Origin of the sequence: uncultured Friedmanniella sp. (genome assembly GCF_964244285.1) — a bacterium.
GTDB lineage: Bacteria > Actinomycetota > Actinomycetes > Propionibacteriales > Propionibacteriaceae > Microlunatus.
Map to the genome: position 1 here is coordinate 521915 of NZ_CAXTHT010000003.1, position 22947 is coordinate 544861.

Consider the following 22947-nt stretch of genomic DNA (forward strand, 5'->3'; position numbering starts at 1 on the left):
GTCGCGAGGGCGAGAAGTGTCGGCGGGGGAGCCTAGGGTTCGTTGCTATGAGCATGGAGAGCGCTGCGTGGTCGCAGCTGTACCGCACCATGTCGGCGCAGCAGGAGCGGCGACCGTTCTCCCAGGCGACCGTCCGCCGGATCGGCGGCTTCGCCCGGCCTCAGCGGCGCGAGCTGGCCGCGTTCATCCTGCTGAGCGTGGTCGGGGCGTTCCTGGCCATCGCCACGCCGATCCTGGCGGGCCGGGTGGTCAACGCGATCACCGCCCAGGCGGCGGTCGGGGTGGTCGTGCGGCTGGCGGTGCTGATCGCGGTGATCGCGGTCGCGGAGGCCGGCCTGGGCCTGGTCTCGCGGTGGCTGTCGGCCCGGATCGGCGAGACGCTGATCCTCGATCTGCGTCGGGCGGTCTTCGACCACGTCCAGACGATGCCGATCGCCTTCTTCACCCGCACCCGGACCGGTGCGCTGGTGAGCCGGCTCAACAACGACGTCATCGGGGCGCAGCGGGCCTTCTCCGACACCCTCTCCGGCGTGGTGGGCAACTTCGTCGCGGTGGTGCTCGCCCTGGTCGCGATGGCCACCATCTCGTGGTCCATCACCCTCCTCGCGCTGCTGCTGCTGCCGTTCTTCGTGTTGCCGGCCCGCCGGATGGGTCGCCGGCTGGCCAAGATGCGGCTCGAGGCCGCCAACCACAACTCCACCATGAGCACACAGATGACCGAGCGCTTCTCCGCCCCTGGAGCCACGCTGGTCAAGCTGTTCTCCTCACCGGACCGTGAGTCGGCGGAGTTCCGGGTCCGGGCCACCCGGGTCCGCGACATCGGCGTCAGCTCCGCCTTCCTGCAGATGGTGTTCGTGACCGCGTTGACCCTGGTCTCCGCGCTCGCGCTCGCCCTGGTCTACGGACTCGGCGGGTACTTCGCGCTACGGGGGACCCTGGCGGCCGGCTCGGTGGTCACGATGGCCCTGCTGCTGACCCGGCTGTACGCCCCCCTCACCTCACTCGCCGGCGCCCGGGTCGAGGTGATGAGTGCCCTGGTCAGCTTCGAGCGGGTCTTCGAGATCCTCGACCTGCCCGCGCTGATCACCGAGCGGCCGGGAGCGACGACGCTGGCCCCAGGGCCGGTCGCGTTCTCCTTCGAGCACGTCAGCTTCGCCTACCCGACGGCCGACAAGGTGTCGCTGGCCTCGCTGGAGGAGGTCGCCGTGCTGGACAACCGCGGTGGTGTCCCGGTGCTGCACGACCTCTCGTTCCGGGCCGAGCCGGGGGAGATGATCGCCCTGGTCGGCTCATCCGGCGCGGGCAAGTCGACGGTGGCCCAGCTGCTGGCCCGGCTCTACGACGTCGACTCCGGAGCCATCCGGCTCAACGGGGTCGATGTCGGCGACCTCACCTTCGCCGGGCTGCGCGAGACGCTGGGGATGGTGACCCAGGACGGCCACCTGTTCCACGACTCGATCCGCGGCAACCTGCTGCTGGCCCGGCTCGAGGCGACCGAGGACGAGCTGTGGGCCGCGCTGCGGCGAGCCCGGCTGGACACCCTCATCGCCAGCCTGCCGGCCGGTCTGGACACCGTCGTCGGCGAGCGGGGCTACCGGCTCTCCGGCGGTGAGCGGCAACGGCTGACCATCGCCCGGCTGCTGCTGGCCCAGCCTCGGGTGGTGATCCTCGACGAGGCGACCGCCTCGCTGGACTCCACGTCCGAGGCCGCGGTGACCGCTGCGCTCGGCGAGGCCTTGTCGGGTCGGACGGCTCTGGTGATCGCGCACCGGTTGTCGACCGTGCGGTCGGCCGACCGGATCCTCGTGCTTGAGGAGGGCCGCGTCGTCGAGCAGGGTCGCCACGCCGAGCTGCTGGCCATGGACGGTCGGTACGCCGAGCTCTACCGGACGCAGTTCGCCGCGGGGACCGAAGACCCGGTCAGCCTCGGCTGAACGGGTGCGGCCCGGTCGGTACCGGGGGGACCGGCACGGCAGGCTCGGCTGAATGCACCGGCTCCACCGGCTCGTCCGGCTCCAGCGGCGCCGTCGGCTCGACGGGGCCGGGCCCGGCCGCCAGCGGCAGCCAGACCGAGAACTCGGTCCGGCCGGAGACGCTGCTGACGGTGACCCGGCCCTGGTGGGCCTCGACCACCGCGGCCACGATCGCGAGTCCGAGGCCGGTGCTGGTCCCGCTGGTGGCGCCCTCGGCCCGGACGCGGCTGGTGTCGGCCCGGGTGAACCGTTCGAAGACGTTGTCCCGGATGTCCGACGGGATCCCGGGGCCGTTGTCGGTGACCCGGATGACCGCCTGGCCCTCACGCAGCTCGATGGCGGTCTCCACCCGCGTCCCGGAGGGAGTGTGGGTACGGGCGTTGGCCAGCAGGTTGGCCACCACCTGGTGGAGCCGGTGCCGGTCGCCGAGAGCGAGTACCGGTTCCTCAGGCAGGCTGAGCATCCAGGTGTGTTCAGGACCGGCGACGCGGGCGTCGCTGACGGCGTTGATGACGATCTCGGTCACGTCGGCCGGCTCCACCTCGATGGCGGGACCGGAGTCCAGCCGAGCCAGCAGGAGCAGGTCCTCCACCAGTCGCGACATCCGCTCGGCCTCGGACTCCACCCGCGACATCGCGTACGCGGCGTCGGCCGGCATCTCCGAGCGGCTCCGTCGGGTCAGCTCGGCGTAGCCCCTGATCGCGGCCAGCGGGTTGCGGAGCTCGTGAGAGGCGTCGGCGACAAACCGTCGCACCTTGGTCTCGCTGGCCTGTCGGGCCTCCAGGGCGTCCTCCACGTTGTTGAGCATGTGGTTCAGCGCCTGGCCCACCCGACCCACCTCCGACGTCGGGTCCGCGTCGGCCTCGGGGACGCGGACGGCCAGCGCCACCTCGCCCCGGTCCAGCGGCAGCTGCGAGACCTGCTGTGCCGTCGCGGCGACCCGGTTGAGCGGACGCAGGCTGCGCAGTACGACGGCCCGCGCGGCCAGGACCGCACCGGCCATGGCGAGCAGCGTGAGGACGAGCTCCAAGCCGATCAGCTCGAACAGCGTGTGGTCCATCTCGTTGAGCGACAGGCCCCAGTACGCGCGACCCGGGACGATCTCGCCGTTGACGACGATGTTGACCGAGCGACCGACCACCCGGTAGTGCCCCAGGCCCACCAGCTGCACCGACTGCTTGCCGGTACCGACGGGCAGGGTGCCGATCGCCTCCAGCACGTCGGCGGGCAGGTCCGGAGCGTTGCCGTCGTCGTCGAGGACCTGACCCACCGAGGTGCTGCCGTCGTTGGTGAGCGCTGCCGCCAGGCTGCCGGCGGGCTGTCCCGGCGCCAGCAGCTGCAGGCGTGGGCCCTGCCCGCGGGGGTCGGCTCGCTGGGCTCGGGTGCTGACGCCGTCCAGCTGGTCGTTGATTTGGTTCAGCAGCAGCTGCCGGGTGGCCAGCGCGGTGGCCGCGCTGAGCAGGATGGCGGCCAGCGCCACCAGGGCCGTGACGCGGATGACCAGCTGCCGGCCGAGCGTCCCGCGTCCGAGCGGAGCAGCTGCCTGGCCGGCCGTCGGGGGGTCGACAGGGGTGGCGACCGCGTCGGCGTAGCTCACGCCGCCGGACGCAGCACGTACCCGGCACCCCGCATGGTGTGGATCATGGGGGAGCGTTCGGCGTCGATCTTCTTGCGCAGGTAGGAGATGTAGAGCTCGACCACGTTCGCCTGGCCGCCGAAGTCGTAGTTCCAGACCCGGTCCAGGATCTGCGCCTTGCTCAGCACCCGGCGCGGGTTGCGCATCAGGTAGCGGAGCAGCTCGAACTCGGTCGCGGTCAACGAGATGTCGGTGCCCCCGCGGGTGACCTCGTGGCTGTCCTCGTCGAGGGTGAGGTCGCCGACCACCAGCATCGAGTCGCTGCGGGCGAAGGCGGCACCGGAGCGGCGCAGCAGCGCTCGCAGCCGGGCGATGACCTCCTCCAGACTGAACGGCTTGGTCACGTAGTCGTCCCCGCCGGCGGTGAGCCCGCCGATCCGGTCCTCGACGGCGTCCTTGGCGGTCAGGAAGATGACGGGGACGTCCGGGTCCTCGGTCCGGATCCGGCGCATCACCTCAAGGCCGTCGAAGTCCGGCAGCATCATGTCCAGCACGATCGCGTCCGGCCGGGTCTCGCGCGCGGCCTTGACCGCGGCCGTGCCGGACCCGGCGGTGGTGACCTGCCAGCCCTCGTAGCGCATGGCCATGCTCAACAGCTCGGTGAGGCTGGTCTCGTCGTCGACCGCCAACACCCGGATCGGGGTGCCGTCGGGACGGGTTAGCGGGGCGGCGGCGGTGTCGGTGCGGGACATGGACACAGGCTTACATCGATCCTCTTCAGGCAACTGTGGCTTCTCTGTGTATCACCTGTGAGGGTTGGCGACGAGCTGGCGGGCGAGCCAAGGTGCCGGCTCAGCACCCGCACCGCGGCCACCGCGACCGGTATCAGAGGCGTTCCTATCCGTTCTGCTCCCTGCCGCTGTTCTGCCCGATACCGTCCTGCCCGATGCCGGCCTTCCGGACGGCACCGTCGACCCCGCGCTTGATCAGGCTCTCCAGGTCCAACCCGGTGCTGGTCTTCAGCATGGCCAGGGTCTGCACGACGTTCTCGTTCACCTGCTTGGGCAGCGCCCCGGCGCCGTCGGTGGAGACGATGGTCAGCTGGTCGATGGCCGCGATCGGCGCCGCCACCTCCTTGGCGATCTGCGGCAGCACCTCGATCAGCATCTGCAGCACGGCCGCGTCGTTGTAGTGAGCGAAGGCGTCGGCCCGCTTGTTCATCGCCTCGGCCTGCGCCTGTCCGACGGCCAGGATGGAGGAGGCCTGCGCGGTGCCCTCGGCGGAGGTCGCCTCGGCCTCGGCCACGCGCCGCGAGCGCTCCGCCTCACCACGCTTGGTGCCCTCGATGGCCTCGGCCTCGGCCAGCGCGGCCCGGCGGGACTTCTCGGCCTCACCGTCCAGCCGGATCTCCTCGGCCTTGGCCTGGGCGGCGGCGATGGTCGCGGCCCGTCGCGCGTCGGCGGCGGCGATCTCGGCCGTACGGCGACCCTCGGCCTCCTGTTCCACCCGGTAGCGGGCGGCGTCGGCGGGCTTGCGGACCTCGGTCTCCAGCTTGCGCTCGGTCAGCGCCGCCTGCCGGACGGCTACCTTCTCCTGCTCGAGCAGGATCGACTGGTCGCGGTCGGCCTGGGCCAGCGGGCCGGCGGCGGCGGCGTTGGCGGAGGCGGCGTCGGTCTCGGCCCGAATCTCGGCCTGCTTCAGGGCGAGCGCGCGCTGGGAGATCGCGACCGCCTGCTCGGCCACGATCCGCGCCTGCTCGGCGGCCTGACGCGCGTTGGCTTCGGCGATCGCGGCGGCCTGGCCGATCCGGGCGGCCTCGGGTCGGCCGAGGTCTGCGAGGTAGCTGCCGTCGTCGGTGACGTCCTGGATCTGGAAGGTGTCCAGGATCAGGCCCTGCCCGGTCAGGGAGTTCTCGGACTCGTCCGCCACGCGCTGGGCGAACGCCGCCCGGTCGCGGATGATCTGCTCGACGGTCAGCCCACCGACGATGGAACGCAGCGCGCCGGCGAGGACCTCCTGGGTGAAGGGCTCGATGTCCTGCTGCTGGCTGAGGAAGCGCTGGGCCGCCAGCCGGATCTGGTCGGCGTTGCCCCCGACCTTGACGATGGCCACGCCCTCGACGTTCAGCTTGATGCCCTGGCCCGAGACGGCGCCGCGGATCTGGACCGAGATGCGCCGGCTGGAGAGGTCCATCGTGGCTAGCTTCTGGACGAAGGGGACCACGAACGTGCCGCCGCCCAGGATCACCTTCTGGCCGGACAGGTCGGTGGTCAGGGCTCCGGTCTCCGGGTTGAGCACCGCCTTGCCCTTGCGCCCGGTGACGATGTACGCCTGGTTGGGCCCGGCGACCTTGTAGCGGCTGGTGATGAGGAGGAAGAGCAGCACGACGAGGACGACGATGCCGGCGATCGGGACGAGGATGGAGCTGGACACAGGGTTCCCTTCTGGACGACGAGCGGGTTCTACGGAGCCGGGGGGAGCTCGAGGTCGCCCCAGACGGGTGCGACGGAGACGGCGGTCGGGGAGAGCATGCGGGTGACGTGCACCGCGGTGCCGACGGTGACGGGGGCATCGGCCCGGGCGTTGTAGCGCAGGACGTGGCCGCCCACCTGGACGCGGACGACGCCGAAGCCGTCGGCCGGGATGTCGGTGATGACGTCCGCGTCGCGGCCGATGACGTCCTCCGCGGCGGGGAGGTCGTCGCTGCCACCGCCCCGGACGAGCCGGGTGAGCCAGGCGGCGAACCAGCCGAACACGACACCAGCGACCACGCCGACGGGGATCGCCACCAGCAGCGGCGCGCCGGCCGACTGGGCGATCGCGGCACCGAAACCGAGGGCCGCCACGAAGCCGCCGATGACCGCGCTGGAAAAGACGTCACCGGCCAGCGCGTCCAGGACGCCGTCGAAGAGGTCACCCAGCACCAGCGAGATCCCGAGCAGCACCAGACCGGCCAGCCCGATCACCAGGAACGTCGTCACGGCAGGGTTTGCACAGTCCTTCTGGAGTCGGGGCTCGCGGGGGCGGTGGTGTCGGATCAGGGTAGCCCCGGAACCGGGTCACGTGGTCTGGTCAGGGGAGATGCTGTGACCCTGGAGGTCGGGGTGCAGCTGGTCTGGGACAACGACAACTTCCTGGTCATCGCCTTCGGGCCCACCACCCGTCCCTCCCAGGTGGTCCTCTCGTTGGCGGCCCAGCGGTCCGGAGTCGCCCTGTGCCTGCAGCACGGTGGCGGGCTGGCCGATCCGCAGCAGCTGCTGCGGGGCTCCGGCGTCCGGGTTCGCACCCTGCGGCTCGAAGCTCCCGACGACCTCGACCGCCTGCGATACGGGCGCTCCTGGACCAGGTTGCCGCAGCTGCGCCCGTGCCGATGAGCGCAGCTGAGGGGCCGGAGCTGTTGATTCGTTCCGTCTCGGAGAAGCAGCGCCCCCGCCGCTGACGATGAGTCTCGCCCGTCGGGCGAGTCGGAGGGGCATGACCACACCGCAGCCTGGAGTCCACAGCGTCGTCGAGCAGGACGAGCAGCCCTTCGTCGGCGTCACCCGCACCCTGTCCATGGCCCGGCTGAAGGAGGCCTCCGACGAGATTCCCCGGCTGTTCGGCTGGCTGCGCGAGCGGGGCATCGCGCCGACCGGTCCGCCGTTCGTGCGGTTCCTGGTCATCGACATGGCCGCGGACATGGTGGTCCAGGCCGGGGTGCCCGTCGCGGCCCCGGTCGCGGCTGACGGCGAGATCGAGGTCGGGACGCTGCCCGCCGGCCGCTACGTCACCGTCGTCCACGTCGGCCACTACGACGGCTTGTACGACGCGACGACCCAGCTGCTGCGCTGGGCGGGACAGCAGGGCCTGCACTTCGACAAGCACCCGTCCGAGGCCGGCGAGGTCTGGACCAGCCGGCTGGAGTGGTACGAGTCGGACCCCGCCGAGCAGCCCGACCCCAGGACCTGGGTCACCCAGCTCGCCTTCAAGCTGGCCGACTGAGGGCGCCGGCGACCGGCGCGACCCGGCGTGACGCTGGCGGCGATCTCAGGTGCAGGGCCCGGCTTTCAGCCAGCTCGTCCCGCCGTACTCCGAGCTGCCGACGACCCGTTCCCGCCGGGTGATGCCGGTGGGGGCCCCGTAGTTCTCGGGCAGCACGGTCAGCGGGGAGCAGGCGTTCCAGATCACCGCCTTGGTGTTCGGTCCGCTGCTGCCGCTCAGGGGCGGCTGGTCCAGCTGACCGACGACGACGCCGTGGTAGTTGATCGCGGTCGCCCGGCTGGCCAGCCCGGACGGGGTGCTGAGCGCGGTGACCGTGCGGGTCAGCGGGCTCCAGACAAAGGCGCGCGACTGGCGCGGATTGGCGGCGTTGAAGTCCTCGCCGACGACGTACCCGCGGTCGTTGACGTCCCGGGCGACGCCGCTGTCGTAGCCGGGCAGGGTGCCGATGTCGGTGACCGTGTGCTGTCCGGCGCTCCAGATCACGGGCCGGACCACTCGTCGTCGGGTGGTGGCCGAGCCGACGACCGTGCCGGCGTTGTTGATCCCGTACGCCACCGAGTCGACCCCACCCAGGGTCCCCAGGTCGCGCATCTTGACCGGCTTGACGGTCGGGTCCCAGACGAAAGCGTGGCCGGAGTAGCCGGAGTCCGGGGTGTAGGTCCAGCCGACCACGACGCCGTGGTCGTTGATCGCGGTCGCGCCGGAGTTCGGGTCCTCGGCATCCAGCGAGCCGAGGGCGTACATCGTGGGCCTGGCGAGGGTCCACAAGAACGCCAGGGTCGGCCCGCCGGACTCGATGTCGGTCCCGCCCGTCCCCACGACGTCGCCGCCCTCGTTGACGTCGGCCGCAGCGGCGTCGGCCGACCCGCGCAGGGTACCGATGTCGGTCCAGGTGCCGGTGTTGACGTTGTAGAGGGCGGCAACCGAGGGCGCCCGGAAGTCGCCTCCCACGGTGCTGCCGGCCACCAGCCCGGACGAGTTGACCGGGTTGCCCGTCGTGCTCACCCTGAAGGCGTCCGGGAAGTCTGCGGTCCCGGTCTGCAGCACCGTTCGGGTGTAGCCACCCACCGTCGGCCCCGCCGAGGCCGGGAGGGCCAGCGAGGTCAGCAGCAGCGCCGCAGCCAGGGCCGAGGTGAGGGCCAGCAGATTGCCCGCCCGGGGCAGATGGCTCACGGGCCGGCCGTACACGGGTCGGCCCTGACGAATTCGGCCCCCCAGGTCGGGGAGGTGCTGGAGGTGCCGACGATCTCGCCGTACCGGTTCACGCCGGTCCCGGTTGACCCCTGCCCGTCCGGAGCGGGCAGCACGTACACGGGCGTGCCGCAGGCGTTCCAGACCGCGAGCCGGTTGAGCCTGAACTGCCGGGACACGCCGACGATGATGCCGTAGCGGTTGATCGCAGTGACCTCGTCGTAGTAGTCCGAGTCCACGGGCGCCGTGACGAGCAGGGCCGAGGACCGCGTGGTCGGGCTCCAGCGATAGGACCGCGAGGCCGGGTAGGCCCCCGACGGACCGGTGCGGTCGACCGCGGCCGGACCCACCACGAAACCTGCGTCGTTGATGTCCACGGCGCCCACGATCCGGGCGCCCGGTGGTGAGCTCAGCACCGTCGGCTGCGTCGTCCCCGGATCCCACAGGACACCTTCGTCGTCGTCTCCGGTGGCCCGTCCCACAACCTGACCCCTCGCGTTGACCGCCGTGGCCGTCGCGGTGCGGGTGCCGGGCGGCAGCGCAAGCTCGCGCATCCTGACCGGGCTGGCGGTCGGGTCCCACACGAACGCGTGGGGTGTCTGGTCTGGGCGCGTAGGGGTCCCCCAGCCCACCACCACCCCGGCATCGCTGATCGCGTTGGCCTGGGAGTAGTCGCCCCGGCCGTCGAACGAGCCGAGGTCGTGCATCACACCGGTGCGGGCTGTCCACAGGAACGCATGGGTGTAGCCGCGAAAGGTGAGCTCGGAGTAGCCGACCACGTCGCCGGCCGCGTTGACGTCGGTACCCCAGGAGTTCCGGCCGCCGAGAGTGCCCAACGTCGTCAGCGTGTGGCTGTGCAGGTTGTAGACCGCAGCGCGGTCGTTGCGGCCGACCAGGGTGGAGCCGGCCACCAACCCGCTGTCGGTGACCGGGTTGCCGGTCGTGCTCGGGGTGAACACGTCGTCGTAGGTACTCGTCATCGGACGCACCGCGAAACCCGCCGGTGACAAGGTGGCCAGTGCCGGGTCCGGGGCCGACCAGGACGCCACGAGCAGAGCCGCCCCGACGGTTGCCGCTAGCAGCGTCGAGGGCCGCACCCGCCGGGCCGCTGCCATGGTGGCACCGTACGCTGCTCCGTCGCCGCCGCGCCAGGTTCGGGGAAGCCGTCCTCGGAAGGAGGCACGTCGTCAGCGAAGTTGAGTCCGATGCACTCAATGGTCTCGCTCCTGGCTTGAGTCGAGCCCGCTCAGGTACTAAGGTTGAGCGCAGCAGGCTCAAGCACCGCAGATTTCTCTGGAGGAAACACACCATGGCTCGTGCAGTCGGTATCGACCTCGGCACCACCAACTCCGTCGTCGCCGTACTCGAGGGCGGGGAGCCCACCGTCATCCCCAACGCCGAGGGCGCGCGCACCACCCCCTCGGTCGTCGCGTTCGCCAAGGGCGGCGAGGTGCTGGTCGGCGAGGTCGCCAAGCGCCAGGCCGTCACCAACGTCGACCGGACCATCCGTTCCGTCAAGCGCCACATGGGCACGGACTGGAAGGTGCGTATCGACGACAAGGACTACCGGCCGCAGCAGATCAGCGCCTTCGTCCTGCAGAAGCTGAAGCGGGACGCCGAGGCCTACCTGGGCGAGCAGGTCACCAACGCCGTGATCACCGTCCCGGCGTACTTCTCCGACGCCGAGCGTCAGGCCACCAAGGAGGCCGGCGAGATCGCGGGCCTCACGGTCGACCGGATCATCAACGAGCCCACCGCGGCCGCGCTCGCCTACGGCCTGGACAAGGCCGGCACCGACCAGACCATCCTCGTCTTCGACCTCGGTGGCGGCACGTTCGACGTGTCCCTGCTGGAGATCGGTGACGGCGTCTTCGAGGTCAAGGCCACCAAGGGCGACAACCGCCTCGGTGGTGACGACTGGGACGCCCGGATCGTCGACTTCCTGGTCAAGCAGTTCAAGACCAAGTACGGCACGGACCTGTCCAAGGACAAGATCGCCCGTCAGCGGCTGCAGGAGTCGGCCGAGAAGGCCAAGATCGAGCTGAGCTCGGCGAGCGAGACCTCGATCAACCTGCCCTACATCACCCTCGGTGAGAACGGGCCGCTGCACCTGGAGGAGAAGCTGACCCGCTCGGAGTTCCAGCGGCTCACCTCCGACCTGCTGGACCGCTGCCGGACGCCGTTCAATGCTGTGATCGAGGACGGCAAGATCAGCGTCGGCAAGATCGACCACGTGATCCTGGTCGGCGGCTCCACCCGGATGCCGGCCGTCGCCGAGCTCGTGAAGGAGCTGACCGGCGGCAAGGAGCCCAACAAGAGCGTCAACCCCGACGAGGTCGTGGCCCTGGGCGCGAGCCTGCAGGCCGGCGTCCTCAAGGGTGAGGTCAAGGACGTGCTGCTGCTCGACGTGACCCCGCTGAGCCTCGGCATCGAGACCAAGGGTGGCGTGATGACCAAGATCATCGAGCGCAACACCACGATCCCGACCAAGCGCTCGGAGGTCTTCACCACCGCCGACGACAACCAGCCCTCGGTGATGATCCAGGTCTACCAGGGCGAGCGTGACTTCGCGAAGGACAACAAGTCCCTCGGCAACTTCGAGCTGACCGGCCTCCCGCCGGCCCCGCGCGGGGTGCCGCAGGTCGAGGTGGCCTTCGACATCGACGCCAACGGCATCGTGCACGTGCACGCCAAGGACCTCGCCACCGGCAAGGAGCAGTCGATGACCGTCACCGGGGGCTCGGCCCTCGGCAAGGACGACATCAACCGGATGGTCCAGGAGGCTGAGGCGAACGCCGAGGAGGACCGCAAGCGTCGCGAGGTCGTCGAGATGCGCAACGAGGCCGAGAACCTCGTCTTCCGCACCGAGAAGCTGTTGAGCGAGAACGCGGACAAGATCACCGACGACGTCAAGACTCCGGTCGAGGAGTCGCTGGCCGAGGTCAAGACGGCGCTCGAGGGCACCGACAACGACGCGGTCAAGGCGGCGGTGGACAAGCTCAACACCACCAGCGCCGCGCTGGGCCAGGCGATGTACGCCGCCGCCCAGGCCGCCCAGGCGCCGTCCGAGGCCGGCGAGCCGAGTGACAGCGCCCCGTCCGACGGTGCCAGCGGCAGCGCGGCCGAGGACGACGTGGTCGACGCCGAGATCGTCGACGACGACTCCGCCGCCAACGACCGCAAGTGAGTGGCCGGATGAGCGACGAGCAGGAGCGCGAGCAGCAGGGTCCGACCGTCCGGGACAGGCGTCGGATCGACCCGGAGACCTTCCAGGTCAGGGAGCCGCAGTCCGCTGCGGCTCCCGCCGAGGGGCCGGCGACCCCGGTAGGGGAGAGCGAGCAGGTGACCGAGCTTCAGGCGGCACTCGCCGAGCGGACGGCGGACCTGCAGCGGTTGCAGGCCGAGTACGTGAACTACAAGCGGCGGGTCGACCGCGACCGCGACGTGGCGCGCAAGTCGGCGCTGGAGGGCCTGGTCAAGGAGCTGCTGCCGGTGCTCGACGACCTGCGCTCGGCACGGGAGCACGGTGAGCTGACGGGGGCGTTCAAGGCCGTCGGCGACGAGGTCGAGCGGGTCACGGCCAAGCACGGCCTCGAGACGTTCGGGACCAAGGGTGACCCCTTCGACCCACACATCCACGACGCGCTCATGCACGCCCACGCCGAGGGCATCAGCGGTCCGACCTGCGTGGAGATCCTGCAGCCCGGCTACCGGATCGGCGAGCGGGTCCTGCGGCCGGCACGGGTGGCCGTGGCCGAGCCCAGCGGAGCGCCGGAGGCGGCGGCCGACGCTTCGACGCCGGGCGAAGCCGAGCCCGATGTCGCCGCTGAGTAGGACCCCCGCCCTTCGACAGGCTCTGTCTCCTGAGCCTGTCGAAGGGCACCACCGTGGAGGGAGGCGTTCGTGAGCACGAAGGACTGGATCGAGAAGGACTACTACAAGACCCTCGGTGTGGCCAAGGACGCCAAGCCCGAGGAGATCAAGAAGGCCTACCGCAAGCTGGCCCGGGAGAACCACCCGGACCAGAACCCGGGCAACCCGGAGGCGGAGCGGCGCTTCAAGGAGGTCTCGGAGGCGAACGACGTCCTCTCGAGTGAGTCCAAACGCAAGGAGTACGACGAGGCCCGTCGGCTCTTCGGGGGTGGCGGGTTCCGCTTCCCGCGGAGCGGCGGCGGCGGCCCGACGTCCGGTCCGACGGTCGACGACCTCTTCCGCTCGAGCGGTGACAACGGGTTCTCCGACCTCTTCGGTGGCCTGTTCAACGGCGCCGGTCCGGCTCGGACCCGCACCACCTCAGCCACGCGCGGGCCCCGTCGGGGCAGCGACGTCGAGGGAGAGGTGACCGTCGACTTCGTTCAGGCGATCGAGGGCGTCACGGTCGGCATGCAGATGATCTCCGACTCGGCCTGCGCCGAGTGTCACGGCACCGGCGCCAAGGCCGGGACGGTGCCCAAAGTCTGTCCGACCTGTGAGGGCTCCGGGATGCAGACCTCCACCTCAGGTGGGGTCTTCGCCGTGACGGAGCCGTGCCGGGACTGCCGCGGCCGCGGGATGGTCGTCGACGACCCGTGCCCGGTCTGCCACGGCTCGGGCCGGGGAAAGTCCACTCAGACCATGCAGGTCCGGATCCCGGCGGGCGTCACCGACGGCCAGCGGATCCGGTTGAAGGGCAAGGGTGGCACCGGGGAGAACGGTGGCGCAGCGGGTGACCTCTACGTCGTCGTGCACGTCCGGCCGCACCCGGTCTTCGGTCGCAGGGGCGACAACCTCACGCTGTCCGCGCCGGTCACGTTCAACGAGGCCGCACTCGGCGCGGAGATCGAGGTGCCCACCCTGGGCGGCGCGCCGGTCAAGCTGAAGATGCCGTCCGGCACCCCGAACGGCCGTACGTTCCGCGTGCGCGGCAAGGGTGTGGCCAAGCGCGACGGCACCAAGGGTGATCTGCTGGTCTCGGTCGACGTCGTCGTCCCCGAGTCGCTCAACGAGCAGGCGAAGGCGGCGCTGTCGTCCTACGGTGAGGCGGTCGGCGCGGCGGACGTGCGCGCCCGACTGTTCCGGTAACGCTGGTTCCCGTACATCCGAGCAGTCGAGGAGGAGGTCACGTGCCAGCGTCAGAGCTTCCGCAGCGGATCGACCACGACGCGCCCGTCTTCGTCATCTCGGTGGCGGCGCAGCTGGCGGGCATGCACCCGCAGACCCTACGCACCTACGACCGGATGGGTCTGGTCTCCCCTCGCAGGGCGGCCGGCCGGGGCCGGCGTTACTCGGCACGCAACATCGCCCAGCTGCGGCTGATCCAACGGCTGAGCCAGGACGAGGGCGTCAATCTCGAGGGCATCCGCCGGATCCTGGCCATGCAGGACGAGATCGAGGAGCTCCGCGCCCGGGTCAGCGACCTCGGTGAGCTGCTGGCGCTGGCTCGCTCCGCACCGCCCGGCGTCCGCGTCTTCACCGCCGATCCCAGCGGTGGGGTGCACCTGGGCGGGATGGCTCGCCGGCGGCCCGCGCCGCGGGCGATCACCTCGCGCTGATGCGCCGCTGTCCACAGCCCCGGGCCTCGGCGCACGGCTCGAGGCAGCTCTGTGGGTAACTCTTCCCCCTCCTGATCCGGCGGTCAGGGTGGAGTCATGACCTCACGTGAGCAGGTGCTCCAGACCACCACCATCACCACGACCCAGGACCTGCGTCGGCTGTGGGCCTCCCTCATGGGCGCCGAGAGCTTCGGCCGCCGGACGCTCTGGCTGGTGATCCTCGACGACGACGGTCGCCCCAGCCCGGTCGTGATGCCGATCGACGACCTACCCGCCGCCCCCACCGACGCTGAGGTCGACTCCTTCGGTCACTTCTTCGACCACCTGGTCGAGTACGGGACGCCCGTGCTGCTGCTCTCGCGTTCCGGACCAGCGACGGTGCAGGAGGCAGACCGTCAGTGGGCCCTCGCGCTGGCGTTCCTGACGCCTCGATGGCCGGTTCACCTCGCCGCCGAGAACGCCTTCGGCCAGTGCGTTATCACCGACCTCTCCGGAGACCCGGACGGCGACCGGGCCAACGCGTCCTGACCCGTGGTGGTATCACCGGATCCTCGGGGCGCTCCCCAGGGTGACGCGTCCTCGTCGGGTACCGCACCCGACCGCCGTCGAACCCTCACCGGAGCCCGCATGCGACCCCTGCTGCCCGCCGTAGCTGCCACCACCGTCCTGGTCCTCGCCGCCGTTCTCCCGAGCGGTAGGGCGGCCGAGACGGTCGACTGCACCCCCGTGATCGACACGTCCAGCATCAGCCTGGCCCCGAGGACGCTCGCCGTCACCGCGACCGGCTACCAGACGCTGCAGTTCTCGGCGGCCTTCACTGCCGCGTGTGGAGAGGACAACGGCAGCGACCTGGACGCCGCCGTCATCTTCAGCTCGCCCGACCTCGACGGCAGCTCGCTGCTCGAGGCAAGCGACGGCATCTACCCCTCGACGGACCCGCACAGCTACGGCGTGTCCGCGCTCGACCACATCCTCAGCGGCGACCTCGAGAACTCCTTTGCGGGCACGTGGACCACCGAGGTCTCGGTCACCGACACCGCCGACGACTCCGCGCACAGCTACGACGACGAGCCGGGACCCACGATCCGGGTGCTGCGAGCCGCGAAGGTCACCGCCACCGCCACCCCCGAACCGGTCGAGAAGGGTCACTCGATCACCGTCACGGGAGCTCTGGCCCGCGCGAACTGGGACACCCGGAAGGACGGGCCCTACGCCAAGCGCGCCGTCAAGCTCCAGTTCCGAACCACGAGTGGGACGTACGCGACGGTGAAGACGGTGACCAGCACCAGCAAGGGCAAGCTCCACGCCACGGTCGCCGCCCAGCAGGACGGCTACTACCGGTACGCGTTCGTCGGCTCCTCCACGACCGCCCGCGCGATCAGCCGGGGTGACTTCGTCGACGTCTCCTAGCTCGTGACCTGGACGCCCTTCCAGAAGGCCAGCCGGTCCTTGATCTGGGCGGCGGCGTCTTTCGGGGTGGGGTAGAACCAGGCCGCGTCGACGTTGGTCTGACCGTCTGCCGTCACGCTGTAGTAGCTGGCCGTCCCCTTCCAGGGGCAGACGCTGTGCGTGGCGGTCTCGGCCAGGACGCCCGGCTGCACCGAGTCGAGCGGGAAGTAGTGGTTGCCCTCGACCACCACGGTGTCGTCGGACTCCGCGATGACGGTGCCGTTCCAGATGGCCTTCATGGTGCCTCCTCGGGGTTGGTGCTGCACTCGAAGTCTTCCTCTGCCCGCCAACCCCGTCAACGCGCGGATCGCCTGAGGTTGAGCGGAACACGCTCAAGTCGACTTGCGTTAGCAGGGTGTCCGGCGGATAGTTGAGTGCGTCGGACTCAACCCTCTAGCACTTCGAGGATCGATGGACACGAACAAGCTCACCACCAAGAGCCGCGACGCGGTCTCCACCGCCCTGCGGCTGGCTCTCTCCACGGGTAACCCGAACGTCGAGCCGTCGCACCTGCTGCACGCTTTGCTGCTGGTGCCGGGCAACACCGTGGCGCCCCTGATCACCGCCGTCGGCGCCGACCCCGCCGTGGTCGACGCCGCCGCGCAGGGCGCCATCGCCAAGCTGCCGAAGGCCAGCGGGTCCTCCGTGGCCCAGCCGCAGCTCTCCGGCGCCTTCGCGCGGGTGCTCGCCGACGCCGAGAACCGCGCCGAGCAGCTCGGCGACACCTTCGTCGCTACCGAGCACCTGATGGTCGCCCTCGCCGCCGTGGACTCCGACGTCAAGAAGGCGCTGCTCGACCTCAAGGTGGACCCGCGGGCGCTGACCCGCGCTTTCAACGAGGCCCGCGGTAGCAAGCGGGTCACCAGCGCCGAGGCCGAGGGCACCTCGTCCGCGCTCGACCAGTACGGCGTGGACCTGACCGCGCAGGCCCGCGAGGGCAAGCTCGACCCCGTCATCGGGCGGGACACCGAGATCCGCCGCGTCGTCCAGGTGCTGGCCCGGCGCACCAAGAACAACCCCGTCCTGATCGGTGAGCCCGGCGTGGGCAAGACCGCCGTCGTCGAAGGGCTGGCCCAGCGGCTCGTCGCCGGCGACGTCCCCGACTCGCTCAAGGGCCGCCGGCTGATCTCGCTGGACCTCCCGTCGATGGTGGCGGGGGCGAAGTACCGCGGCGAGTTCGAGGAGCGGCTCAAGGCCGTCCTCACCGAGATCCGTGAGGCCGAGGGCCAGGTCATCACGTTCATCGACGAACTGCACACCGTGGTCGGCGCCGGCGCGTCCGGCGACTCGTCCATGGACGCCGGCAACATGCTGAAGCCGATGCTGGCCCGCGGCGAGCTGCGGATGATCGGCGCCACCACCCTGGACGAGTACCGGGAGCGGATCGAGAAGGACCCGGCCCTGGAGCGTCGCTTCCAGCAGGTCTACGTCGGGGAGCCGAGCGTCGAGGACACCATCGCCATCCTCCGCGGGCTGCGTGAACGCTACGAGGCGCACCACAAAGTGGCCATCACCGACTCCGCCCTGGTCGCAGCGGCCAGCCTCTCGAACCGCTACATCACCTCCCGGCAGCTGCCCGACAAGGCGATCGACCTGGTCGACGAGGCGGCGTCGCGGCTGCGGATGGAGATCGACTCCTCCCCCGAGGAGATCGACGTGCTGCGGCGCAGCGTCGAGCGGATGAAGATGCAGCGCTTCGCGCTGGAGAAGGAGTCCGACGCCGGCAGCCGCGACCGGTTGCACCGGCTCGACTCCGAGCTGGCCGACACCGAGGAGGAGCTGCGCGGCCTGGAGGCCCGCTGGGAGGCCGAGAAGCAGGGCCTCAACCGGGTCGGCGACCTGAAGAAGCAGATCGACGAGCTGCGCAGTCAGGCCGACCGCTACCTGCGTGACGGTGATCTGGTCCGCGCCAGCGAGATCCGCTACGGCGAGATCCCGTCGCTGGAGAAGGAGTTGGCCGCCGTGTCCATGGCGGAGAGCGAGCTGCCGTCCATGGTCAGCGAGCAGGTCAGTGCCCAGGACATCGCCGAGGTCGTGGCCAACTGGACGGGCATCCCGACGGGCCGGCTGCTGCAGGGCGAGACGGAGAAGCTGTTGAGCATGGAGGACCGGCTGGGCGAGCGGCTGATCGGTCAGCGGCAGGCCGTCCGCGCGGTGTCCGACGCGGTCCGGCGCTCGCGGGCCGGCATCTCCGACCCCAACCGGCCCACCGGTTCGTTCCTGTTCCTGGGCCCGACCGGCGTGGGCAAGACCGAGCTGGCCAAGTCGTTGGCGGAGTTCCTCTTCGACGACGAGCACGCGATGATCCGGATCGACATGAGCGAGTACTCCGAGAAGCACTCGGTGGCGCGGCTGGTCGGTGCCCCTCCCGGCTACGTCGGCTACGAGGAGGGCGGTCAGCTGACCGAGGCGGTGCGCCGCCGGCCGTACTCGGTGGTGCTGCTGGACGAGGTCGAGAAGGCGCACGGCGAGGTCTTCGACATCCTGCTGCAGGTGCTCGACGACGGTCGGCTGACCGACGGGCAGGGCCGGACCGTCGACTTCCGCAACGTGATCATGATCCTCACCTCGAACCTCGGCTCCCAGTTCCTGGCCAACGCCAGCCTGGACGAGGCGATGAAGCGGAACGCGGTGATGGGGGTGGTCCGGGGCGCCTTCAAGCCCGAGTTCCTCAACCGGCTGGACGAGATCGTGCTCTTCGACGCCCTCGGCACCGACGAGCTGGCCCGGATCGTGGACATCAACCTCGGTCGGCTCAACGCGCGGCTGGCCGAGCGGCGGATCAGCGTGGTGGCCACCCAGGCGGCCAAGGACTGGCTGGCGCTGACCGGCTTCGACCCCGTCTACGGGGCCCGGCCGCTGCGACGACTGATCCAGACCACGATCGAGGACCAGCTCGCCCGTCGGGTACTGGCCGGTGAGGTTCTCGAAGGTGACACGATCACCTTCGACGTCGACCCGGCCCGCGACGGCCTGATCGTGGTGGTCCCCGAGGTCGTCGCCGTCTGACGCCTCGACCGCGGGCGTGACGAGGAGGACCGGCAGTGGGTGATCTCGTCCTGCGGACGGGCGAACGAGAGGCGCTGCTGGTCCCGGACCGGTTGCGTCCCCGGGCGTTCACGCTGCAGGTCGGCGGCGCGGACCAGTCCTACGTCGACCTCGACGACCCGCTCCGGCTCGAGTTCGACTACGTCCAGCGGCTGGCCGACGTGCTGGAGAGCACCTCGCGGCCCGGCGAGCGGCTCGGGGTCGTGCACGTGGGCGGGGCGGCGCTGACGCTGCCCCGCTACGTGGCGGCGACCCGTCCCCGCTCGGCCCAGGTGGTGCTCGAGCCCGACGCCGAGCTGACCGCGTTCGTCCGTCAGCACCTCCCGCTACCCCGGCAGAGCGGCATCAAGGTCCGCGACATCGACGGCCGCACCGGCATCGCGGCTCTGCGCGACGCGTACGCCGAGGTGGTCGTCGTCGACGCTTTCGCCGGGGCCCAGGTGCCGGCGGAGCTCACCACGCTGGAGTTCCTGGCCGACGTCCACCGGGTGCTCGTGGCACCGGCCGGGCTCTTCCTGCTGAACATCACCGACCGGGGACCGTTCGGCTACGCCCGGCGCGTCCTGGCCGGGGTGCGGGCCACCTTCGGCGACGTCGCCTTCTGCACCGAGCCGGCCACCGTCAAGGGTCGCCGGTTCGGCAACGTGGTCCTCGTCGGCTCGGACCGGCCGCTGCCGCTGGAGGAGATCGCGCGGCGGGCGGGCAGCGCGCCCTACCCGTACCGGGTGCTGCACGGACCCCGCCTGGACCAGCTGCAGGCCGGCGCCTCGCCCTTCACCGAGGCCGACCGGGCGTCCTCGCCGGCACCTCCCCAGGATCTGCTCTTCGGCTGAGGCTGCTCGCCTACCCTGGACTGCATGTCCCAGGGGTTCGTGCCGCCGCCGTACGGTGCGCCGCAGTTCCAGCCCCCGCATGCCCAAGGCGCGATGCCGGTGTACCAGGTGGTCCCGGTAGCCGGACAGATGGCACCGGCCCCCTGGGCTCCGGTCCTGCCCGTGACAGGCCCCCCGCAGCGCCCCGCGGTCATCGGCCTGGCCGCGACGTTGGCGGTGACGGCTTCGCTGCAGTGGATCTGTGGGCTCAGCCTGATCTGGGTCACCGCGGCGGTCGGCAGCAGCACCTTCGATCAGCTCGGCGACAACGGCGCCATCTTCCACATCCTGCGACGCTTCGAGGACCGGATGCTGGACGGCCTGGCGCTGCCGCTGTTCCTGTTCCCGCTGGCCTCGCTCGTCACCGGCTTCCTGGTGCTGTCGCAGCGGCCCTGGACCCGGCTCGCGCACACGGTGGTGGGCCTCGCGGCGCTGGCGTGGGCGGCCTGGTGGCTGCAGGACAACCTGCTCTGGTGGTTCAGCGCGGCCTGGTACGTCGTCCTCGGCTGCCTGGTGCTCTGGACGCCCGGGGCCACCGCCTGGTACCGCTGGCGCCGCGACGAGCGTCCCCCACCGCTGGGCTGAGCCCGCCCGTCGGACCGGGGGCCAGTCAGACCCGGGAGCCCGTCAGACCCGCAGCCGGCCGAGTCGTTCGACGGCCTCGTCCAGGACGCTGTCGCGCTTGCAGAATGCCCACCGGACGTAGGGCCGTCCGGCCTCGACCCGGTCGTAGAAGACCGCGTGCGGGATGGCCACGACCCCGCAGTGGTGCGGCAGCTCGCGGCAGAAGGTGACGCCGTCGTCGTAGCCCAGCGCCCGGACGTCGGTGGTCATGAAGTAGGTGCCGCGGGGAACCACCGGGTCGAGCCCGACCGAGCGGAGCCCGTCGGCGAGCCGGTCCCGCTTGCCCTGCAGGCCCAGCCGGGCCTCCTCGACCCACGCGTCGCCCTCGTCCAAGGCCCGGGCCACCGCCGGTTGGAAGGGGGCGCCGGAGACGAAGGTGAGGAACTGCTTGACCGCGGTGACCTCGGTGACCAGCTCGGCCGGTCCGAGCGCCCAGCCGATCTTCCAGCCCGTGGCCGAGAACGTCTTGCCCGACGACGAGATCCGGATGGTGCGTTCCCGCATGCCGGGGAACGCGGCCAGCGGCAGGTGCTCGGCGTCGTCGAAGACCAGGTGCTCATAGACCTCGTCGCAGACCACCAGCACGTCGTGGGCGACGGCCAGCCGGGCGACCTCGGCCAGGTCGGCCCGGTCCAGCACCGTCCCGGTCGGGTTGTGCGGGGAGTTGAGCAGCACGACCTTGGTCCGAGGGCTGAACGCGGCGGCCAGCTCGGCATGGTCGAGGCGGAAGCCGGGGCCGAAGAGTCCGACGCCCACCCGCCGGCCGCCGGCCAGCTCGATCGAGGCGGCGTAGGAGTCGTAGAACGGTTCGAGGGCCACGACCTCGTCGCCCGGGTCGACGAAGGCCAGCATCGCCGCCGCGATCGCCTCGGTGGCCCCGGTGGTCACCAGCACCTCGGTGTCCGGGTCGTACTCCAGCCCGTAGTGACGTCGGCTGTGGGCCGCGATCGCCTGGCGCAGCGGGGCGATGCCGCGGCCCGGCGGGTACTGGTTGACCCCCGCCGCGATGGCCGCCCTCGCCTCCTCGAGCATGAACGCCGGACCGTCGGTGTCGGGAAAGCCCTGGCCGAGGTTGACCGATCCGGTCGCCACCGCGAGCGCCGACATCTCCGCGAAGATCGTCGCGGTCGACGCCGCGACGCGCTCGGCTTTCCACCGTGAGGACATGCCCGGAAGCCTAGATCCTGCCCCCAGTAGGGTCCGGGGTATGTCTGAGGCGTCGGAACGGTCGTTGCTGGAGTCGGTTCCGGACGGGTTGCTGATCGGCGGCGAGTGGCGTCCCGCCGCCTCGGGCCAGTCGCTCGACGTCGAGGACCCGTCGACCGGGGCCGTGATCAAGACCGTCGCCGACGGCGGCGTCGCGGACGGTGCGGCGGCGATGGACGCCGCGGCCGCGGCCGCCCCCGGCTGGGCCCGTACGCCGCCCCGCGAGCGCTCGGAGCTGCTGCGGCGCACCTTCGAGCTGGTCCAGGCCCACCGCGACGACATCGCGCTGCTGATGACGCTGGAGATGGGCAAGCCGCTGGCGGAGTCCCGGGCCGAGGTCGCCTACGGCGGTGAGTTCCTGCGCTGGCACGCCGAGGAGGCCGTCCGCATCGCCGGCCGCTACGGGGTGAATCCCGAGGGCACCGGGCGGATGACCGTCAGCAAGCATCCCGTCGGGCCCTGCTACCTGATCACGCCCTGGAACTTCCCGCTGGCCATGGCTACCCGCAAGATCGCGCCGGCGCTGGCCGCCGGCTGCACCGCCGTGGTCAAGCCGGCCGAGCTCACCCCGCTGACCACGCTGTACGTGGCCGACCTGCTGCTCGAGGCCGGGCTCCCGCCGGGGGTGCTCAACGTGGTGGTCACCTCCACGGCCGGGGACGTGTCGGCACCGATCATCGCCGACCGGCGGCTGCGCAAGCTGAGCTTCACCGGCTCCACGCCCGTAGGCAAGCGGCTGCTGGCCCAGGCCAGCGAGGGGGTGCTCAGGACCTCGATGGAGCTCGGCGGCAACGCGCCGTTCCTGGTCTTCGAGGACGCCGACCTCGACGCCGCCGTCGAGGGCGCGATGCTGGCCAAGTTCCGCAACGTCGGCCAGGCCTGCACGGCGGCGAACCGCTTCCTGGTGCACGAGCGGGTCGCCGAGGAGTTCGCCGGCCGGGTGACGGAGCGGGTGGACGCCTTCCGGCTGGGGCGGGGGACCGAGGACGGGGTGCAGATCGGTCCGCTGATCAACGCCGCCGCGGTGCAGAAGGCCGACGACCTGGTCCGGGACGCCGTCGACCGTGGGGCCGAGGTGCTCACCGGTGGTCAGCGGGTCGACCGGCCCGGCACGTTCTACGCCGCCACCGTGGTCACCGACGTGCCGCCGGGCAGCGACATCCTGGCGGCGGAGATCTTCGGTCCGGTGCTGAGCATCTCGACCTTCGCCGACGAGGACGAGGCCGTCCGGCTGGCCAACGACACCGAATACGGCCTGGTGGGCTACGCGTTCACCCGCGACGCCGACCGCGGCCACCGCCTGATCGACCGGCTCGAGACCGGGATGATGGGCCTCAACGTCGGGGTCATCTCCAACGCCGCCGCGCCCTTCGGTGGGGTGAAGCAGTCCGGGGTCGGCCGCGAGGGCGGACTCGAGGGCATCGGGGAGTACCTCTCGACCAAGTACACGCTGAGCCCCGACCCCTACCGCTGACGCCGGGTTGGTCACACCCGGC

Annotated in this window: 21 protein-coding genes; 13 read left to right on the forward strand and 8 right to left on the reverse strand. The window is 71.1% G+C overall.

The features are described 5' to 3' along the window. The first annotated feature begins 47 nt into the window (after nt 1–47). Nucleotides 48–1934, forward strand: coding sequence for an ABC transporter ATP-binding protein (locus tag ACFE7W_RS10535; protein ID WP_375424718.1), 1887 nt, complete (start codon nt 48–50; stop codon nt 1932–1934). On the opposite strand, the gene ACFE7W_RS10540 is transcribed toward ACFE7W_RS10535, so the two are convergent. The 4 genes from ACFE7W_RS10540 to ACFE7W_RS10555 all read right to left on the reverse strand — a co-directional run bounded on the left by ACFE7W_RS10540 (nt 1921) and on the right by ACFE7W_RS10555 (nt 6530). After that, nucleotides 1921–3570, reverse strand: coding sequence for a sensor histidine kinase (locus ACFE7W_RS10540; RefSeq protein WP_375424719.1), 1650 nt, complete (start codon nt 3568–3570; stop codon nt 1921–1923). The genes ACFE7W_RS10535 and ACFE7W_RS10540 overlap by 14 nt on opposite strands. Continuing rightward, a complete protein-coding gene (locus tag ACFE7W_RS10545) occupies nt 3567–4301 on the reverse strand; it encodes a response regulator transcription factor (protein ID WP_375424720.1) in 735 nt (244 codons plus the stop codon). Before ACFE7W_RS10545 ends, ACFE7W_RS10540 begins: the two co-directional genes overlap by 4 nt. 145 nt (nt 4302–4446) lie before the next feature. After that, the gene (locus ACFE7W_RS10550) at nt 4447–5982 is read right to left on the reverse strand and encodes a flotillin family protein (RefSeq protein WP_375424721.1); all 1536 of its coding nucleotides are present in this window, start codon (nt 5980–5982) and stop codon (nt 4447–4449) included. 29 nt (nt 5983–6011) lie between these two features. Continuing rightward, nucleotides 6012–6530 (reverse strand): hypothetical protein, encoded by a 519-nt coding sequence (locus ACFE7W_RS10555; RefSeq protein ID WP_375424722.1) that lies wholly within the window; start codon nt 6528–6530, stop codon nt 6012–6014. Nucleotides 6531–6635: 105 nt separating this feature from the next. Between ACFE7W_RS10555 and ACFE7W_RS10560 the strand changes: the two genes are divergently transcribed. Then, a complete protein-coding gene (locus ACFE7W_RS10560) occupies nt 6636–6923 on the forward strand; it encodes a hypothetical protein (RefSeq protein ID WP_375424723.1) in 288 nt (95 codons plus the stop codon). 100 nt (nt 6924–7023) lie between these two features. After that, nucleotides 7024–7530: a GyrI-like domain-containing protein gene (locus ACFE7W_RS10565; RefSeq protein WP_375424724.1), complete on the forward strand. Its 507-nt coding sequence runs from the start codon at nt 7024–7026 to the stop codon at nt 7528–7530. Nucleotides 7531–7575: 45 nt separating this feature from the next. Here the strand turns inward: ACFE7W_RS10565 and ACFE7W_RS10570 are convergent, their stop codons facing one another. Together ACFE7W_RS10570 and ACFE7W_RS10575 are read right to left on the reverse strand one after the other, a co-directional pair. Next, entirely contained in the window at nt 7576–8703 is a 1128-nt protein-coding gene (locus ACFE7W_RS10570; protein WP_375424725.1) for a hypothetical protein, read from the reverse strand. Continuing rightward, on the reverse strand, nt 8700–9836 hold the full coding sequence (locus ACFE7W_RS10575; RefSeq protein WP_375424726.1) for a hypothetical protein: 1137 nt from the start codon (nt 9834–9836) through the stop codon (nt 8700–8702). The genes ACFE7W_RS10570 and ACFE7W_RS10575 overlap by 4 nt, the downstream gene beginning before the upstream one ends. A gap of 194 nt (nt 9837–10030) precedes the next feature. Between ACFE7W_RS10575 and dnaK the strand changes: the two genes are divergently transcribed. The 6 genes from dnaK to ACFE7W_RS10605 all read left to right on the forward strand — a co-directional run bounded on the left by dnaK (nt 10031) and on the right by ACFE7W_RS10605 (nt 15662). Continuing rightward, on the forward strand, nt 10031–11908 hold the full coding sequence (gene dnaK / locus ACFE7W_RS10580) for a molecular chaperone DnaK (protein WP_375424727.1): 1878 nt from the start codon (nt 10031–10033) through the stop codon (nt 11906–11908). 8 nt (nt 11909–11916) lie between these two features. Beyond that, entirely contained in the window at nt 11917–12555 is a 639-nt protein-coding gene (gene grpE, locus ACFE7W_RS10585) for a nucleotide exchange factor GrpE (protein WP_375424728.1), read from the forward strand. Between the two features lie 69 nt (nt 12556–12624). Beyond that, the gene (gene dnaJ / locus ACFE7W_RS10590) at nt 12625–13782 is read left to right on the forward strand and encodes a molecular chaperone DnaJ (RefSeq protein WP_375424729.1); all 1158 of its coding nucleotides are present in this window, start codon (nt 12625–12627) and stop codon (nt 13780–13782) included. A 41-nt stretch (nt 13783–13823) separates the two neighbouring features. Beyond that, a complete protein-coding gene (locus ACFE7W_RS10595; RefSeq protein ID WP_375424730.1) occupies nt 13824–14252 on the forward strand; it encodes a heat shock protein transcriptional repressor HspR in 429 nt (142 codons plus the stop codon). 96 nt (nt 14253–14348) lie between these two features. Then, nucleotides 14349–14780 carry a hypothetical protein gene (locus ACFE7W_RS10600; protein WP_375424731.1) on the forward strand — a complete coding sequence of 144 codons (432 nt, stop codon included), beginning with the start codon at nt 14349–14351 and terminating at the stop codon, nt 14778–14780. A gap of 99 nt (nt 14781–14879) precedes the next feature. Then, nucleotides 14880–15662, forward strand: coding sequence for a hypothetical protein (locus tag ACFE7W_RS10605; RefSeq protein WP_375424732.1), 783 nt, complete (start codon nt 14880–14882; stop codon nt 15660–15662). Here the strand turns inward: ACFE7W_RS10605 and ACFE7W_RS10610 are convergent. After that, nucleotides 15659–15940, reverse strand: a complete 282-nt coding sequence (locus ACFE7W_RS10610; RefSeq protein WP_375424733.1) for a DUF427 domain-containing protein — start codon at nt 15938–15940, stop codon at nt 15659–15661. The two genes, ACFE7W_RS10605 and ACFE7W_RS10610, sit on opposite strands and share 4 nt — an antisense overlap. 172 nt (nt 15941–16112) lie before the next feature. Here ACFE7W_RS10610 and clpB point away from each other — a divergent pair, with 172 nt between their 5' ends. Genes clpB through ACFE7W_RS10625 form a run of 3 tightly spaced genes read left to right on the forward strand, consistent with a single transcriptional unit; the run spans nt 16113 to nt 20206 of the window. After that, the gene (gene clpB, locus ACFE7W_RS10615) at nt 16113–18710 is read left to right on the forward strand and encodes an ATP-dependent chaperone ClpB (RefSeq protein WP_375424734.1); all 2598 of its coding nucleotides are present in this window, start codon (nt 16113–16115) and stop codon (nt 18708–18710) included. Between the two features lie 35 nt (nt 18711–18745). Beyond that, the gene (locus ACFE7W_RS10620; protein ID WP_375424735.1) at nt 18746–19582 is read left to right on the forward strand and encodes a spermidine synthase; all 837 of its coding nucleotides are present in this window, start codon (nt 18746–18748) and stop codon (nt 19580–19582) included. 24 nt (nt 19583–19606) lie between these two features. Beyond that, nucleotides 19607–20206: a hypothetical protein gene (locus ACFE7W_RS10625; protein WP_375424736.1), complete on the forward strand. Its 600-nt coding sequence runs from the start codon at nt 19607–19609 to the stop codon at nt 20204–20206. A 42-nt stretch (nt 20207–20248) separates the two neighbouring features. On the opposite strand, the gene ACFE7W_RS10630 is transcribed toward ACFE7W_RS10625, so the two are convergent. Continuing rightward, entirely contained in the window at nt 20249–21412 is a 1164-nt protein-coding gene (locus tag ACFE7W_RS10630; protein WP_375424737.1) for a pyridoxal phosphate-dependent aminotransferase, read from the reverse strand. Between the two features lie 40 nt (nt 21413–21452). Here ACFE7W_RS10630 and ACFE7W_RS10635 point away from each other — a divergent pair, with 40 nt between their 5' ends. Continuing rightward, nucleotides 21453–22925 carry an NAD-dependent succinate-semialdehyde dehydrogenase gene (locus ACFE7W_RS10635; protein ID WP_375424738.1) on the forward strand — a complete coding sequence of 491 codons (1473 nt, stop codon included), beginning with the start codon at nt 21453–21455 and terminating at the stop codon, nt 22923–22925. The last annotated feature ends 22 nt before the right edge of the window (nt 22926–22947 follow it).